Source organism: Luteolibacter rhizosphaerae (assembly GCF_025950095.1).
GTDB classification, from domain to species: Bacteria; Verrucomicrobiota; Verrucomicrobiia; order Verrucomicrobiales; family Akkermansiaceae; genus Haloferula; species Haloferula rhizosphaerae.
The window spans coordinates 337,450-352,713 of sequence record NZ_JAPDDR010000008.1 but is presented as its reverse complement, the minus strand read 5'-3'; the positions used below and the strand labels follow the sequence as shown (position 1 = coordinate 352,713).

Genomic DNA, 15,264 nt, shown 5'->3' with positions numbered 1-15,264 from the left:
TCCTCGGTTCCAGCCGCTTCATTCCCGGCAACGGGCGAAGTCGAGCTGGAATCGGGCGAGATACTTCTTCAGCCGGTCCGCATCATTTGCCACGGCCCGCTTCTGCCGCGAGACGGCGAAGAGCTCGCGCCCGGCATCGGAGAGCGTCTTGCTACGCCGGCAGACCGCTACCACATGCGCGAGCTGCACGCGGTCGAAGGGATCGATCTCCTCCGCCGCCGGACCTAACAGATCCTCAAGATCATACTCTTCCGTTCTCGTGATCCCCCCACCCGGTCTCTTCCAGCTCTCGCGCAATCGCAGGACCTCTTCCTCGACCTCTTCCACCCGGATACGTCCGCGCGGTGCCAAGGTGGCCATGCGGGTCACCGCTGCATTCAGATCTCGGAAGTTTCCCGACCATGGAGTGTCCGGTGATTCAGCAAAACGCAGGAATGCCTGGCGGGCCTCGCGGTTGATGCTCGCCTTCCTCCCCTGCGATCCACTGAAGCGCTCTAGTTCGAAATCGAGATTCGGAGCAATGTCCTCTCGCCTCTGCGCCAGTGAAGGCAGGGCGAAGGTCCAGAGGTGAATCCGTGCCAGCAGATCTTCGCGGAAGCGTCCCTTTACCACGGCTTCCCGCAGATCGCGGTTTGTTCCTGCGATGAGTTGGAAATCGCTCTTCACCGGGCGATCCGCGCCCACCGGCAGGAAGGTCTTGTCTTCAAGCGCGCGCAGCAGCATCGCCTGCTCGTCCAGGCCCAGCTCGCCGATCTCATCGAGGAAGAGCAAGCCGCCGTCCGCCTCGCGCAGCAGGCCGGGGCGGTCCTTCTGAGCTCCGGTGAAGGAGCCCCGCACATGACCGAAGAGCGCGGAGGCCGCGGTGTCCCCGGTGAGGGTGGCGCAGTTCACTTCGACGAAGGAGCCGCGCAGACCACCCCGCTGCTTCCGCAGCTCGAAAATGCGCCTCGCCAGGTGCGACTTGCCCGCACCGGTCGGGCCCGTGAGCAGCACCGGGGCCTGCGATCGCAGGGCCACCTGCTCGATGCGGTCGATCAGGGTGTTGAAGCCGCGGTTGCGCGTGGCGATCCCGCTCTTCAGGAAGTCCGCCGTCTCACCCTGGTCCTTCGCGAAGCGCGTACTAAGCGCATCGTACTTCGATAGATCCAAGTCGATCAGCGCATAACGGCCCGGAGCCTTGTGCTTCGGCCGGGTGCCGCCGTTCGGCGGAGCGGTCTGGACCAATACACCGGGGATGAAGCCCGCCTCCACCAGCAGGAACAGCGAGATCTGAACAATGTGCGTTCCGGTCGTGATGTGGACGAAGTACTCCTCCCGCTCCGGATCGAAGGGGTAGGCCCGCGCCCAGTCGTGAAGCACGCTATAGACCTTTTCGAGGTCCCAAGGATCGCGGCCGAAGTCCACCTCGTGATGGCGGAGCTCCGTCTCCGGCGAGATCAGCCGGACATCATCCGCCACCTGATCCCGCAGCTTGGTGTACTGGGGCTCCGCTAGAAATTCGAAGCGGTCAAAAAGGAGTTCCTCGTGCTGGAAGAGAGAAACCGACGGCCGCCACTCATCCCAACGCGAGGGAAAGATCCCCGTGTCAAGCCGGGTGCCGAGCATTCCAATAATCACTCTCTTCACGGATAATAGCTTATCCAAACGGCTATTATTCTTGGAATCACAAAATCATAAGGGAGAGCTCTTCAACAAGGACCTCGGGATTATTTCACTGAATATCAATTCATTACCATCGAACCCGGATGCCAATCCATCCGCTTGGCACGGCCAGTGCCAATACTCCATCTGTCCGCAGCAAACCGGCGGATCTCCCAAGATGGCAAACAAGAACCTATTCCAAACCCTGCGGGGCGCTCTGATCCCGCAGGCCACGACCCGGAACGATGCCGGCGCGGTCGCCTACGAGTTGTCGCCCCGTGCGGCCCTCGCACGGATGGCGGTGACGGGATGCTTCGGCCGGACCTACTACGCCTCCCCGGAATTGCAGCTCGAGCGTGTGCTGGAAGCTGCCCGCCAGGTGGATGCCGACTTTCTCGCTCGCACGGCGCTCTACGCCCGGCGCCGGGGCTACATGAAGGACATGCCGGCCCTGCTCTGCGCGGTGCTCGCCACCCGCGATCTCGACCGGCTCACCGAAATCTTCCCGCAGGTCATCGACAACGGGAAGATGCTCAGGAACTTCGTGCAGATCCTGCGCTCCGGCGTGACCGGTCGCAAGTCGCTCGGCTCCGCGCCGAAGCGCTTGGTCCGCCAGTGGCTCGAGCGCGCCACGGAGCGCCAACTGCTGGACGCCTCCGTCGGCAATAACCCGTCGCTGGCAGACGTGGTGAGGATGGTCCACCCGCGCCCGGCCGATGCCACGCGGGAAGCCTTCTACGCCTGTCTCTTGGGCAAGCCGTATCAGACTGAGTCCCTTCCGCAGGCCCTGCAGCGCTTCGAAAACTGGAAGGCCACCCGCGAAGGCGATGTTCCCGATGTCCCCTACCAGATGCTCACCGCACTGGAGCTGGGTCGCCGGGAGTGGACCGCCATCGCCGTGACGGCCTCCTGGCAGACCACCCGGATGAATCTGAACACCTTCCTGCGCCACAAGGTGCTGGAGGACTCCCATGTCACCCGCTTCCTCGCCGCACGCCTGGCGGATCCGGAGAAGATCCGGCGCTCCCGGGTCTTCCCCTACCAGCTCATGATCGCCTACCTGAATACCGGCAAGGACATGCCGAAAATCCTGCGGGAAGCCCTGCAGGACGCGATGGAAGTCGCGCTCGACAATGTCCCCGCGGTCGAAGGCCGGGTGGTCGTCTGCCCGGACGTATCCGGCTCCATGAGCTCTCCGGCGACGGGCTACCGCAAGGGCGCGAGCTCCGCGGTGCGCTGCATCGACGTGGCGGCTCTCGTGGCCGCGGCCTTCCTCCGGAAGAACCGCAGCGCGGAAGTCCTGCCCTTCGAGTGCGATGTCGTGGATCTACGGCTCAACCCGCGCGACTCCGTGATGACGAACGCGACCAAGTTGGCCCGGATCGGTGGAGGTGGAACGAACTGCTCCGCACCGCTCGCCAAGCTCAATGCCGCAAAGTCGGCACCGGACCTGGTGATCTATGTTTCCGACAACGAATCCTGGGCGGATCCGAACCGCGGACGCGGAACGGGAATGATGCACGAATGGGAGAAGCTCAAGACCCGCAACCCGAAGGCGCGGCTCGTGTGCATCGACCTGGTGCCGAACACCACGACCCAAGCTCCGGACCGGAAGGATATCCTGAACGTCGCCGGATTCAGCGACACCGTCTTCGACCTCATCGCGGCCTTCGCGGCCGGAGAGGACGGAAGCGATCACTGGGTCCGCGAGATCAACTCCCAACCTCTAACCGAACGCATGAACATTGCCTAAGGAAACTCTGCCGCCACGACGGATGCTCGTGAGACTACACGTCACCAAAACCGTTCGGGCCTGAAAACCCGATGTCTCCCGTATCCTCGCCGTCGTGGCGGCAACCCCCTTTTCACTGCCGGATGCCGGCGGGACTACAAGCACACCGGAGGCCGCGGGTTCGAATCCCGCCACCGCGCAAGCGGGCGTGGAGCAGTGGCAGCTCGCCGGCCCCAATGTCTCGCCATCCCCTTGCCGGCGGCCTCCTTCGCGAATGCCTGGAAGATTACATTACGGAACCCATTGGTCGCCGGTTCGAATCCGGCCCTGCGCAAGCAGGTAGCTCAGCCTGGTAGAGCGGTGGAACATGCATCTTCCCAAACCTTGTCGCGATTCCCCTTTCCCATCAATTCCCCGCGAATGCTGGAAGGATTACACTGGTCGCCGGTTCGAGTCCGGCCCGGATCACCATCGACGGTCCGGTAGCTCAGTGGATAGAGCAGGAAATTGTTTCACCACCCCCTTGTCGCCGTTCTCTCATCCCGTCGTGAATGCAGCGAAGACTCCATCTTGAAATGATAGCGGGCGAAAGCCCTTGCGGGTTCGAGTCCCGCCGGACCGCAAGGTCCGTGGCGGAATTGGCAAACGCACTCTGTCTTCGCACCCCTTGTCACGATCTTCCGGAATTAAATCTTACTCGCCTTATGAACTCTACTCGCCATCCATGCCCCTGCTGTGGCTATCGCACCTATGAGCGGGTCGCGGGTGGAACGATGCAGATCTGCCCTGTATGCTTCTGGGAAGATGCTCCCGGAGAATGGCCCCATAATGGCTCCAATCCGATCCCGCTTGCACAGGCTCAAGCGAACTTCGAGAAGATGGGCGCTTGTGAATCCCAGTACATCGATCTGGTTCGCTCGCCTTCCGGCGAAGAAGCTCGCTCCGCCGATTGGTTGTCCGTCGATACCTTTCGCAACAAGGTCCTGGACATGATTGAAGAGGCTTTCTCCGAGGTCGCCCTGGACGGAGGCGTGACCCTCCATCAAACGTGGGTAATCGACGAATACGGAGATGAGAAAGAGTATCTCCAAGCCAAGCTGAAAGATCCGGAAACCCGGTGGCAGGATCTAAGCGAAGCAAAGCTGACGGACTTCTCCGACTCGATGGTGTTCTTTGACGGGAATGGCTTTCGATTTCACCTTCCCGCCTTCATGAGACACGCGCTTCTAACTTCGGTTCCTGATGTCTACCAAGCGGAATCGGAAGGGGTCTTGCTCGCTCTCGATGGAGGCCTCAATGACTCTTACCACAAAAAGTCGTTACGTTTACTGTCTCCGCCGCAGCTCGGAGCGACTGCCGCCTTCCTGCACTTCTTCGCCAAATACGGAGAAGATGGCACCCAGAATTATTCCCGCAGGGGACTGAAGCACGGGTTGGATACGTTTACCCCGGCTTTCGTCAATCGCGCTACACTCTAGATTTTTATTCATGAGCCCTTGGATACAATCCGATGAGATCGACGGAGAAGACGGCCTGATTGGCGACCGACTCGGCTTCGAGATCCTCAGGGAGGGAATTGATCGACTACTGCAGGGCGATGAGGAAATAGTCCGGATCGAGGATCAAGGAAGGTTCTTCCTCGCGTTGCAGCTAGCCGCGGCGCCTCTGCCATTGCAACCATCCACTCTCGGCGAGAAAATTCTAACCGGCGCGATCATCGTCGTCTTTCTTTCAATCCCTCTCCTCGCCCTGTTCGGGCTCACCCAGCTTATCCGTATCATCTTCTGATTCCGATGCACACCATCCATAAAACCGACGAAGCCCTCGGCTTCCTCCCCCTGCCCGGAGATGCCGGCAAGCCGATCACCGTGGTCGGAACCGATGCGATCCGCGATCACTTCGACGAAACCTGCCTGCAGCAGGCGGTGAACTCGCGCATGGCCCCGGGGGTGACGGATGTGATCCTGAACCCCGACGCCCACGCTGGTTACGGCGCGCCGGTTGGCTGCGTGATGGTCTCTCCGACCCACATCTATCCCGGACCGGTCGGCGTGGATATCAAGTGCTCGATGAGCTTGCTCCAGCTCGACGTCCCGGAGGACGCGATCAAGGACAAGGCGACCCGTCGCGCGCTGATCAACGCAATCGTGGAGCGCACGCCAACCGGTGCAGGCAAGGGCCAGCGCTCGGTGAAGAAGGCGCGCCACATCAACGAGATTACCGGCGTGCCCGTGGTCACGGAGGGGGCGACCCGCCGCGTCTGCGAGACACTCGGAATCCCACCGGAGTGGGCCTACCGCTGCGAGGACTCCACCCACACCGGTCACGACGGGACCTACGATGCGCTTCGTACCCGCTTGGAGAAGATTCTGGCAGAGGGTCGCATCCGGAACTTCGCCGACAAGATCGGCCAGCTCGGGTCGTACGGCGGGGGCAACCACTTCGGCGAGTGCGAGATCACCCGCGTGACGGATCGTCCGTGGGCGCGCGACACCGCGAAGTCCTTCGGCCTGAAGGATGGCCACGTGTCCTTCCTCAGCCACTGTGGATCCCGAGGCTTAGGGAACCTGCTTGCGCAGGGACAGTTCCGGGACTTGGAGAACAAGTTCCGCGCCTGGTCCACGCCCTTCCCGGCCGCCGACAAGCAACTCGTGTACGCGCCGCTCGGAACCCCGGAGGCGAACGCCTACATCGACGACATGTCGCTCGGCGCGAACTTCGCCACGGTGAATCACCTCCTGATCAATGCCCTCGTGCTCGAGGCTTTCCAGGAAGTGCTGCCGGGAACCAAGGGTAACCTCGTCTACTTCATCTCGCACAACATCGCGCGTGAAGAGATCGTGGATAACCGCAAGTCCTGGGTGCACCGCAAGGGCGCGACCCGTGCGATCCCGGGTGGCCACCACTCGCTCGCGGGAACTCCCTTCGAGAAGACCGGCCACCCGATCCTCCTGCCGGGAAACCCGCGCGACGGCTCCGTCGTGATGGTAGCCCGTGCCGGTGCCGAGAGAACCGCATGGTCCGTGAACCACGGCGCAGGCCGTCGGATGGGCCGCAAGCACGCAGCCCGCACGCTCGACCAGAAGTCCGTGGATGCGGACTTCGACCGCGAGGACATCCTCAGCAACTGCCGCAAGTACCCGATCGACGAGGCGCCGGACGCTTACAAGAGCTTCCCGGAGGTCCTCCGCAGCGTGGAAAGCGCCGGACTCGCCGAAACGGTGGCCAGCCTACAGGCTCGCTTCGTCATCAAGGACGAGGCCGCAGCCGATGACTAACAACTCATGGGAAGGGGGCCCTAGCCGCCCCCTTCCTCCTTCCCTCTTTTCATGAAACCGATCCAGCTCGATGGCAGCTCCGGCGGCGGGCAGATGCTCCGCACCGCCCTCTCGCTCGCCATGATCACCGGCCAGCCCTTCCGCATGACGAACATCCGCGGCAAGCGCCCCCGGCCCGGACTCATGCGCCAGCACCTCACCTGCGTGAAGGCCGCCTGCGAAATCTCCGGCGGCACCGCCGATGGTGCCGACATCGGCTCGACCGAACTCGTCTTCCGCGCCGGCAAAGTACGAGGCGGATCGTACCACTTCGCCATCGGCACGGCAGGCAGCACCACGCTCCTGCTCCAGACCCTGCTGCCCGCACTCTGGCAAGCGGATGCCGCCAGCACGCTCAAACTCGAAGGCGGCACCCACAACCCCATGGCCCCACCCTTCGAGTTCATCGAAAGGATCTTCCTCCCCGTGCTGGCACGCATGGGAGGCAAGGCCACGGTCGCCTGCGAGAGCGTCGGCTTCGCTCCTGCCGGAGGCGGCTGCTTGACCGCAAACATCCAGCCCTCCCCGCAACTTCAGCCACTCGAACTCGTGCAGCGCACCGAGCTCGAAGCTTCGCGCATCCGTGTCCTCACCCGTCATATCCCGCTCCCCGTCGCCGGCCGCATGCTCGACGCCGCTCTCGAGGCATTCCCCTGCAAGGACGCCGTGGTGGAAAGCTGCGAGCAAGGACCCGGTGCAGGCATAGTCTGCTTGGTCGAGGCGGACTTCGGCGGCATCCGTGAAATGACCAGCGGCTTCGGCGAACACGGCGTTTCCGCTGAGAAAGTCGCCCATCGCGCGACCAAGGCCATGAACGACTACATCGGCTGCCGTGCTCCTGTCGGCCGTCATCTCGCCGATCAGCTCCTGCTGCCTCTCGCCCTCGCCGGTAGCGGCACCATCGCCACCATGGCACCGGATACCCACGTCCCCACGAATATCTCCGTGATCGAAAAGTTCCTCCCGGTGAAATTTTCCGTCCGGAAGGAGGACCGTGGCGTGCACATCATCACCTGCGAGGAAACCTGACCCACCGGAATCCACATCCGGATGTCCCGGGACGATTGGTGATTGATGATTGTCCCGCCTTGGGCATCCATCCGCGCGCCATGCACGGCGGACTTATCTTCGATCTCGATGGAACTCTCGTCGATTCCCTCCCCGGAATCGCCGCCTCCCTGAACCGGGCCCTCGAGCGCTCCGGGTTCTCCTCCCATGTCCAGGCGGACATCCGGCGTTTCATCGGCAATGGTTCCCACGAGCTCGCTCGCAAGGCCCTCCCCGCCGATGCCGGCGAGCCCGCGATCCTCACCGTGGAAGCTGACTTCAAGGAGGACTACGCCCTGACTTGGCCCGAGGGCACCGCCCCCTACCCGGGCATCCCCGAACTGCTCGCGAGCCTTTCCGGCCAACGCATCGCCATCCTCTCCAACAAGCCCCATCCCTTCACCGTGGAGATCGTCGCCAAGATCTTCCCCGGCATCCTTTTCGACCCGGTCCTAGGCCAAGGCCCCGAACTCCGCCGCAAGCCATTCCCGGATGCCGCCCTCTGGATCGCCAGCCAATGGGGATCGGCTCCGGAAGACTGCGCTTTCATTGGCGACTCCACGGTCGATTTGGCTACCGCCGAAGCCGCCGGAATGCAGCCGCTCATCACCTCCTGGGGCTATCATGACACGGAAGCTTTGCAGTCCGCCGGTGCCCGCAGGATCTTCCCAAAGGTGCGCGATCTGGCCACATATCTCACAACTCGCTGAAAGCGAGAAGGGCCTCGTCAATACATTGGAAATACCCGATCGCGCTGTAATCGCCGCGCGTCAAGGGATGCCACTTTTTTCTCAAGAACTGGGTGGCCTTTTGCCGGAATCCAGTCCATCCTGTAAGGTGGATAGGGCGGATAAAACCGCCGTCCATTCACCCCAAATCAAACAGGAGAATAGACATGCAAACCGCAAATGTGAACCTGCCCATCACGGTGACCGTTCGCCATGAATCCGTGACCGACTCGCTGCGCGACTACGCCCAGAAGAAGATCGAGGGTCTCCATCTCGACTACCCGCGCATTATCGAAGCGAAGGTTATTCTCGACGTTCAGAAAAACCGGCACATCGCCGAAATCATTCTCTTTTGCGCCAACCACATCACCATCGAAGCGCACACGGAAGGACAGGATATGTATGCCGCGATCGACGAAACGGTCGACAAGATCGCACGCCGCATGCGGAAGCACAAGACGCGCCTGCTCAAGAAGAAGCGGCCGCATCGCAACGACTCGATCCGTCATCTCGACGAGCGCTATTTCCGCGAGGAGATCATCGATCACCCGGAGGAAGCCGAGCACGATCCCGAGCCCTTCATCGTTCATCCGGAGAACTACCGCCTCCGCACGATGTATAAGGAAGATGCAGTCATGGAGCTTGAACTCAACGACCGACCCTTCGTGCTCTACAAGAGCGCGCGCCGCGGTTGCCTGACCATCCTGTATCGCCGCAAGGACGGCGAGTACGGAGCCATTGATATCAAGGATTGACCGCGATTTCCGATCCTCGATCCGCCCGTCGCGACTCGCTCGCGGCGGGCTTTTCGTTAGAATCCCCCCAATCGGCCGGTTGGATCTAACAATCGAAGCACTTCTTCAGTCGCGTCGACAGCAGGCGGCACTTCACCGGCACCCCGAAAGCTCGCGACACGGCCTCGCGATAGGCCGCCATCTGCTCGGCATAGCGTGCGATCAGTTCCTCGCCATTGCTCACCGCGTCGGTCTTGAAATCCACGATCTCGACGGCTTCCACCGCACCCGCGGAATCCCGGAGGATATGAAGCCGGTCGATCGTGCCGCTCAACCATTTGCCATCCAGAATCGTATCCACCGGCTGCTCGCGTCTCAGCTCCACCTCACGCCCTTCGCGGAGGAAGACACTGCGGATCTCCGGTACTTCCAGTAGTTCCCGCACCATTTGCCCGGCCGTATTGCCCGGCAGGTCGATGGCGTCCCCATCGATCCAGCGGATCCGCTCGAAGGCCGCATGCACCTCGTTGCCAAAGGCGACACCTGCCGGTGCGAAGGCGAACCCGCCCTTCTTCGCCGCCGATGGAATCACCTTCTCCCTCCTCGCGATGGCGGCGCCCAAATGGATTCCTTCCTCCTCTTTCGCTCCCGTATCCCCCCTATCACTCGCATCCGCAAACCAGGCAGCATCGCCGGATTCGTGCAGCACCAGTTGCACCCGCCCGTTCCATTCCACCGTTCCGCCTCCCGATACCGCGGAGCGGATCCACAGATCGTGCCGGCGTCCGGAGCTCGGGTTCGCCGGTGCCTTCGGCAGCAGCACGTAGGTCGCATGCTTCGCCCGCGTCAGGGCCACGTACAGATTGCAGAAGCGCTCGTAGCACTGCTCCGCGGACCACGCCTCAAACCTGGCACTCAGCGCAGGATCCGCCTCCAGCAGCTTCTTGGAAGGCGACAGCAGCAAGCTCTCGATCCGCCCGCTCTCGTCCTTGAACTCGAGGATCCCGGCCTTGGAGGGGTCATCGAAAACGCCACCTGCCAGATCGGGGAGGACCACCATGTCGAATTCCAGCCCCTTCGCCTTGTGCACGGTCATCACCTGCAGCGCGCCTTCTGCCGAGTACTCACGCTGCTTCAGGGACTCCATCACGCGCACCCATTCGTCGAAGTCGCGGCGTCCGCTTTCATCGTATTCCAGTGCCGCTCGCAGAATTCCTCCCAGACGTCCTTCGAGGAATGGGTTCAGCACCCCGCGGCTCTTCAGGCCAGCAGCCAGGTCCTGCATCACTCCTGCCATTCCGCGCTCCAGCACCCGCTTGCGACAGTGATGCCAGATCAGCCTCGGGCCCTCGGCCCATTCTCCCAGCACCGGCCCGAGTGGCGAGGCCATCACATGACCCTGCGCCAAACGATCGGCCGGATGCCCGAGCCAGCGGAAGAAGTCCATCAGGGCCACCCCCACCGGGTTATCCAAGGCTAGCTCCACCTCCGCATCCATCTCCACCGGCATCCCGGGGAACTCCTTGCGGATGAAGTCCACCAGCTTCCGCGCCTTGTCGTTCGAGCGCACAAGCACCGCGCAGCTCAGGCCGCGTGCAATCGGGTTCACGTGGGCTAGCACATCCCGCAGAGCGCCCTCCACACCGCCGATCTCCTCTTCTTCTCCGGAGTCCTCGTCGGTATCCACCACCACCGCGTATCCCGCCAGCGGGGTGACCCTCTGCGCGCTACGATGGTTCACGTAGTTCCAGCGCCTCACTGCCGCTTCCGGGAAGCGACCGCGCATCACCGCGGGATCACATACGAGGTTTGCCAGTCCCAGCACCTCCACGGAGGAGCGCCAGGAAGTCTCCATTCCCCATTCCTTCATCCGCACCGGCCAGCCCGGGCGCTGCAGCAGGTCGTCGAAGAGCCGCGGCTCTCCGCCACGCCAGCCGTAGATGCCCTGCTTGGTATCGCCCACCACGAAAAGCGAGCGCTCCCCCTCCGGGTCCAGGATCGCCTCGTCCAACAGACCCTCCAGCACCTCCCACTGCCCGCGGCTTGTGTCCTGGAACTCGTCGAGCAGCCAGTGCCGGTAGCGCGCATCGAGCCGCGATTCGATCCGCGCCCGGCCGTCGTCTGTCAGTCCGCCTGCGGATAGCAGCCGCGTCACATCCGCGAAGCCCAGCCCGCCGCGTCGCCTCACCTCCGCCTCATAGATACTCTCGTAGGCCCACAGCAGCGACCACAGCCCGGTCGTCCGCGTCGCCCGCGCCTCGATCTCTCCCCGCAGATAACCGCCGATCAAGCGCGTCATCGCATCTGCCAGTCGTCCCGAGATCCGGTGTTCCATTCCCGAGAAGACATCCACCGCATGGCCGCGGGACAGGTCTGCCAGCAGGCCTAGCGTGCGATCGATCGCCGGCTCCGTTTTGCGACCGTCACCCGGCGCGTAGAGCCGGAACCAATCCGCTGCCTTTTGCCAGCCTTTCAGCCAGGTCGCATGCGGCTTCTTGTCCACTCCCACGGAGGGGAGGAACTCCATCACCTCCTGCGCCGCCTGATGGAAGTCTTCCACGTGTTCCCATGGGCAGCCATCCGGCCAGATCAGATCGAGATTCCCCCACTGCCCCCTGAGCGGAGCAGAGAGATAGCGCTGGTGATGCTTGTCCAGGAAGTCATCGAGCAGTCGGCACAGCCGGTTGTGCTCCTTCCCATGCGTCGCCAGGCGGAAGGCACCCAGGAAGGCCTCGCGCTGGCGTTCCGGCACCTCGCGGAAGATCCGCGCCAGCACCTGCGATTTCTCAGCCTGCAGCGCCTCCTCCTCCAGCAAACGGAACTCCGCCAATCCCAGCTCGTAAGGGAAGCGCTTCACGATCCGCACGAAGAAGCTGTCCAGAGTGCCGAGCGAAACCCGGTGCAGCGAGGCCACCAGCTTTTCCAGCAGCTCACGAAAGCTCGTCAGATCCGGCTCGATCTTGTCGCCCGCCGGGAAAAGCGCCGGCATTCCGTTCTCCGTATTTCCTGCCAGTGTATCAGAGAGCTCGCGCGTCAGCTTGAGCGCTTCTTCATCGCTCAAGGATCCCTTCGCCAATCGCGACAGGATCCGGTCCGCAAACTCTCCTGCCGCCTTGCGGGTGAAGGTCAATGCGATGAGCTCCGAAGGATCCGCACCTGCAGCGAGCAGGGCGAGGAAGCGGTTCGAGAGCTGGAAGGTTTTTCCCGATCCCGCCGAGGCGCGGATCATCAGGCTCTGCATGCTCATGCCAGCCTCCTTCCCGCATCCCATGCCACCGCGATCCCCTTCATCGTCTCGATCAAGCTCCCCTGCACCGCCTCTTCCAAACCATCCGGTGCCAGCGGTGCGAATTCATCGTAACCCGCCTCCGCACCGCTCAGTTCCACCGGCGGCCAGTGCAGCCCGTCCCGCATCGCACGGATGATCTCGCGCGACCACTCCATCGCGTTGTCCATCTTGTCGCTGGTGAAGTCCTCCCACATCTCGAAGGCCACGTCATTCAAGGTCGCGGGCAGATTCACATACCCGATCGCCGGTGGTTTTTCCAAACCCTGCCATTGCTTCACGAAGGCGGCATAGAGCGGCACCTGCACGTTCTTCCACGCATCCTCCGCACCGCGGGAGCCGATCATCGTTGGCCCGAATTCCCGCCGCTTCTCGGAGGCCCGCCTCAGATGCGCGCTACGCGGCACGTCCGCCTTGGCCGAGGTCTTGTAGTCGAGCACTCGCCAGCCCAGATCCGGATGAAAGTCGATGCGGTCCACCTGCATCGAAATCGGCTGTCCCTCGATGTCCCACGGCACATCCTTCCCGATGTTCCACTCCACCTTCTGGGTCCGCCAGCCATCCACCCGCTGCTCCACCTCCAGCTCGGCAAAGCGTTCGATCCGCGTCCGCGCCGCTTCCCGCTGCACCAGCAGCGGCAGCGAGAGTGCAGGGCCATATCGCGCGAGCCGTGCGTCCATCGTCGCCCAGAGGAAATCGCGCAGTTGCTTCACATCCTGTGTCGCCACCATCACGGGGTGACGGCCCATCTGCTCCAGCGCATCGTGACACAAGTTGCCGAAGTCGAGTTCGTCCATCTCCAGCTTCCCGGCGTCGTAGGGTTTCCACTTCAGCACCCGCTTCAGGTAGAAGCGGAAAGGGCAATAGAGATAGTCGCGGATCGCGGACGGACTCAGCTTCCGTTCTCCATCCAAATAGGGCTTCAGCGTATCGGATAGTTCGAGTTTCCATCCGCCGCGCTCCCACGCGACCAAGCGCGCCGCCGCGGACGCAGGAGCTGCGGCCAAGTCCATGACCCGCTGCGCCAGCTCCACACCCTCGGACACCAGCAGGAGCCGCGAAGGCCGCCGCGGCTCCCCGAGTGTATCCACCTTCGCCACGATCACCTCCAGCTCCCGCGATGCCGCGTGCGAGTGGAACAAGTAGGCATCCCGCGCGTGCCTCGTGTCTGCATCGCGCAGTTCCAGATCCTTCCGCACGTTCTCCGGCAGGAAGGAATCATCGAAGCTTCCGTCCGGCACGCTGCCCTCGTGCATGCCTGCCAGCACCATCCGCCGCCCTGGAGCATAGGCCAGCTCCAGCCAACCGAGCAGATCGATCACCGCATCCTCGCGACCGCTCGCGGAGCGCAGAGCATCAAGCGAAGCCAGCGCGAGTTCCAAGGCTTCACCGGGTCCGTCCAACAAACCCCTCTCTTCCAGGCGCCTCAAATAAGGCACTGCATCCGCCAGCGCATCCAGGAGCTGACCTTCCGCTCCATCATTCACCCGGCCCTTCCGCATCTCCCCCACCCACGCACCCAGAGCCTCCGCGGAGATTCCCGGAACGAAACGGTCGCGCCAACCTTCACACCACGCCAGCATGGCGGAGAGCTTGAGCGCCCCTTCGTCGGGCTTCTCGGGATTCTGCTCCGCCTTCAGTCGCTCGCACTGATCGATCACCCTCGAAAGACTGCCCGGCAGAAAGTTTTTCTCGATGTCGTCGAGCGCCAGCAGTGCCGCATGCAGTGACTTCTTCCCGGAGATTTCCCCGATCAGCGGATTCCTCAGGATCGATGCCGCCGGCTCCCAGCGCTCGCCGCGCGCTGCCAATCCCGCGAAGCCGCGCAGCATCAACAGCATCGCGCTGCCCGCCGTCTTGCCCTCCGGATTCCACGCGCGCCACCCTGCTTCGGTGAAACCCGTCTCCAAGGCCGGTCCGAAGACCGGATCGCACAGACCCAGGGTCGCTTGATCGCTCGCGAGCCCATCGAAACAACTCACCGCCTTTGTCGCCAATTCCGGCGGACCGCTGACCAGATGGACTCGCTCCCGCGGCAGGGGCGTGGACCTCTCGGCCCACTTCTCGCCCGGCCTGCCCCATTCATCGAACAATGCCGAATTTTCCTCCGGAGCATGGATCAACACTTGCACCGGCACCTTTGTTCCATCGAGCCGCTTCCAAACCGATACGGCCAGCGGCACCGGATCCGGCACCCCTGCCACCACGATCCCCGAGCAGTCGCCCGGTAGCGCAAAGGACTCCGCCGCCTGCAACTTCGCAGCCAGCGGATCGATCAGCCGCCACTTCTCAAACCGTCCGAGAGCCCGGCGCTCCACCTCGATCAAATCGCCCCAGCGATCCTTCTCCGGACTGAATGCCCGCGCATCGACAAAGCTCTTCCCGCCCTCCGCGAGCACATTGCGCACCTTCTCGATCTCCTGGGCCACTCCCGCCGCCCACGCGAAGGAGCGGTCCACCGGCTCGACCGGAAACAAGGACGGTGCCGAGCCCTCCGGCATGCCGCGCAGCACGTCGATCCAGGCAAACCTCGCCTCCACCCGCGACGCTACCGTGGAGCTGTCCACAGCGCGGAAGAAATGCTCGGGCGTCACTACCCGCGGAGCCAGCAACGCTCCTGCCACCTCTGCCAAGGACTGCCTCAGAAGACGCCCGGCCTGCGCCGTCGGCACCACCACCACCAGTCGCGAAAGCTCATCGCCCCGCGCCAGAAGCCAGCCGGTCAGCAGTCCAAGCAAGGGCTTGTCCCACCCCAAGAAAACGCGTTCCGGCATGGCGT

10 protein-coding genes and 2 tRNA genes are annotated in these 15,264 nt (G+C 63.1%); 9 read left to right on the top strand and 3 right to left on the bottom strand.

Annotated elements, in window-relative coordinates:
* Positions 1–18: 18 nt before the first annotated feature.
* Positions 19–1,626 carry an RNA repair transcriptional activator RtcR gene (gene rtcR, locus OJ996_RS16980; RefSeq protein WP_264514823.1) on the bottom strand — a complete coding sequence of 536 codons (1,608 nt, stop codon included), beginning with the start codon at positions 1,624–1,626 and terminating at the stop codon, positions 19–21.
* 193 nt (positions 1,627–1,819) lie between these two features.
* Here rtcR and OJ996_RS16975 point away from each other — a divergent pair, with 193 nt between their 5' ends.
* The 9 genes from OJ996_RS16975 (at position 1,820) to hpf (ending at position 9,220) form a co-directional block, all read left to right on the top strand.
* Positions 1,820–3,394 carry an RNA-binding protein gene (locus OJ996_RS16975; protein WP_264514822.1) on the top strand — a complete coding sequence of 525 codons (1,575 nt, stop codon included), beginning with the start codon at positions 1,820–1,822 and terminating at the stop codon, positions 3,392–3,394.
* Between the two features lie 318 nt (positions 3,395–3,712).
* Positions 3,713–3,844 (top strand) — tRNA-OTHER (locus OJ996_RS16970).
* A gap of 4 nt (positions 3,845–3,848) precedes the next feature.
* Positions 3,849–3,995, top strand: a tRNA-OTHER gene (locus tag OJ996_RS16965).
* Positions 3,996–4,002: 7 nt separating this feature from the next.
* Positions 4,003–4,851 carry a DUF6714 family protein gene (locus OJ996_RS16960; RefSeq protein WP_264514821.1) on the top strand — a complete coding sequence of 283 codons (849 nt, stop codon included), beginning with the start codon at positions 4,003–4,005 and terminating at the stop codon, positions 4,849–4,851.
* A 10-nt stretch (positions 4,852–4,861) separates the two neighbouring features.
* Positions 4,862–5,161: a hypothetical protein gene (locus OJ996_RS16955; protein ID WP_264514820.1), complete on the top strand. Its 300-nt coding sequence runs from the start codon at positions 4,862–4,864 to the stop codon at positions 5,159–5,161.
* A gap of 5 nt (positions 5,162–5,166) precedes the next feature.
* Positions 5,167–6,651, top strand: a complete 1,485-nt coding sequence (locus OJ996_RS16950) for an RtcB family protein (RefSeq protein ID WP_264514819.1) — start codon at positions 5,167–5,169, stop codon at positions 6,649–6,651.
* Between the two features lie 51 nt (positions 6,652–6,702).
* Positions 6,703–7,719 (top strand): RNA 3'-terminal phosphate cyclase, encoded by a 1,017-nt coding sequence (gene rtcA, locus OJ996_RS16945; protein WP_264514818.1) that lies wholly within the window; start codon positions 6,703–6,705, stop codon positions 7,717–7,719.
* A gap of 80 nt (positions 7,720–7,799) precedes the next feature.
* The gene (locus OJ996_RS16940) at positions 7,800–8,447 is read left to right on the top strand and encodes an HAD family hydrolase (protein ID WP_264514817.1); all 648 of its coding nucleotides are present in this window, start codon (positions 7,800–7,802) and stop codon (positions 8,445–8,447) included.
* A gap of 185 nt (positions 8,448–8,632) precedes the next feature.
* The gene (gene hpf, locus OJ996_RS16935; RefSeq protein ID WP_264514816.1) at positions 8,633–9,220 is read left to right on the top strand and encodes a ribosome hibernation-promoting factor, HPF/YfiA family; all 588 of its coding nucleotides are present in this window, start codon (positions 8,633–8,635) and stop codon (positions 9,218–9,220) included.
* A gap of 85 nt (positions 9,221–9,305) precedes the next feature.
* On the opposite strand, the gene OJ996_RS16930 is transcribed toward hpf, so the two are convergent.
* Entirely contained in the window at positions 9,306–12,446 is a 3,141-nt protein-coding gene (locus OJ996_RS16930) for a UvrD-helicase domain-containing protein (protein WP_264514815.1), read from the bottom strand.
* Positions 12,443–15,259: a PD-(D/E)XK nuclease family protein gene (locus tag OJ996_RS16925; protein ID WP_264514814.1), complete on the bottom strand. Its 2,817-nt coding sequence runs from the start codon at positions 15,257–15,259 to the stop codon at positions 12,443–12,445. Before OJ996_RS16925 ends, OJ996_RS16930 begins: the two co-directional genes overlap by 4 nt.
* Between the last annotated feature and the right edge of the window lie 5 nt (positions 15,260–15,264).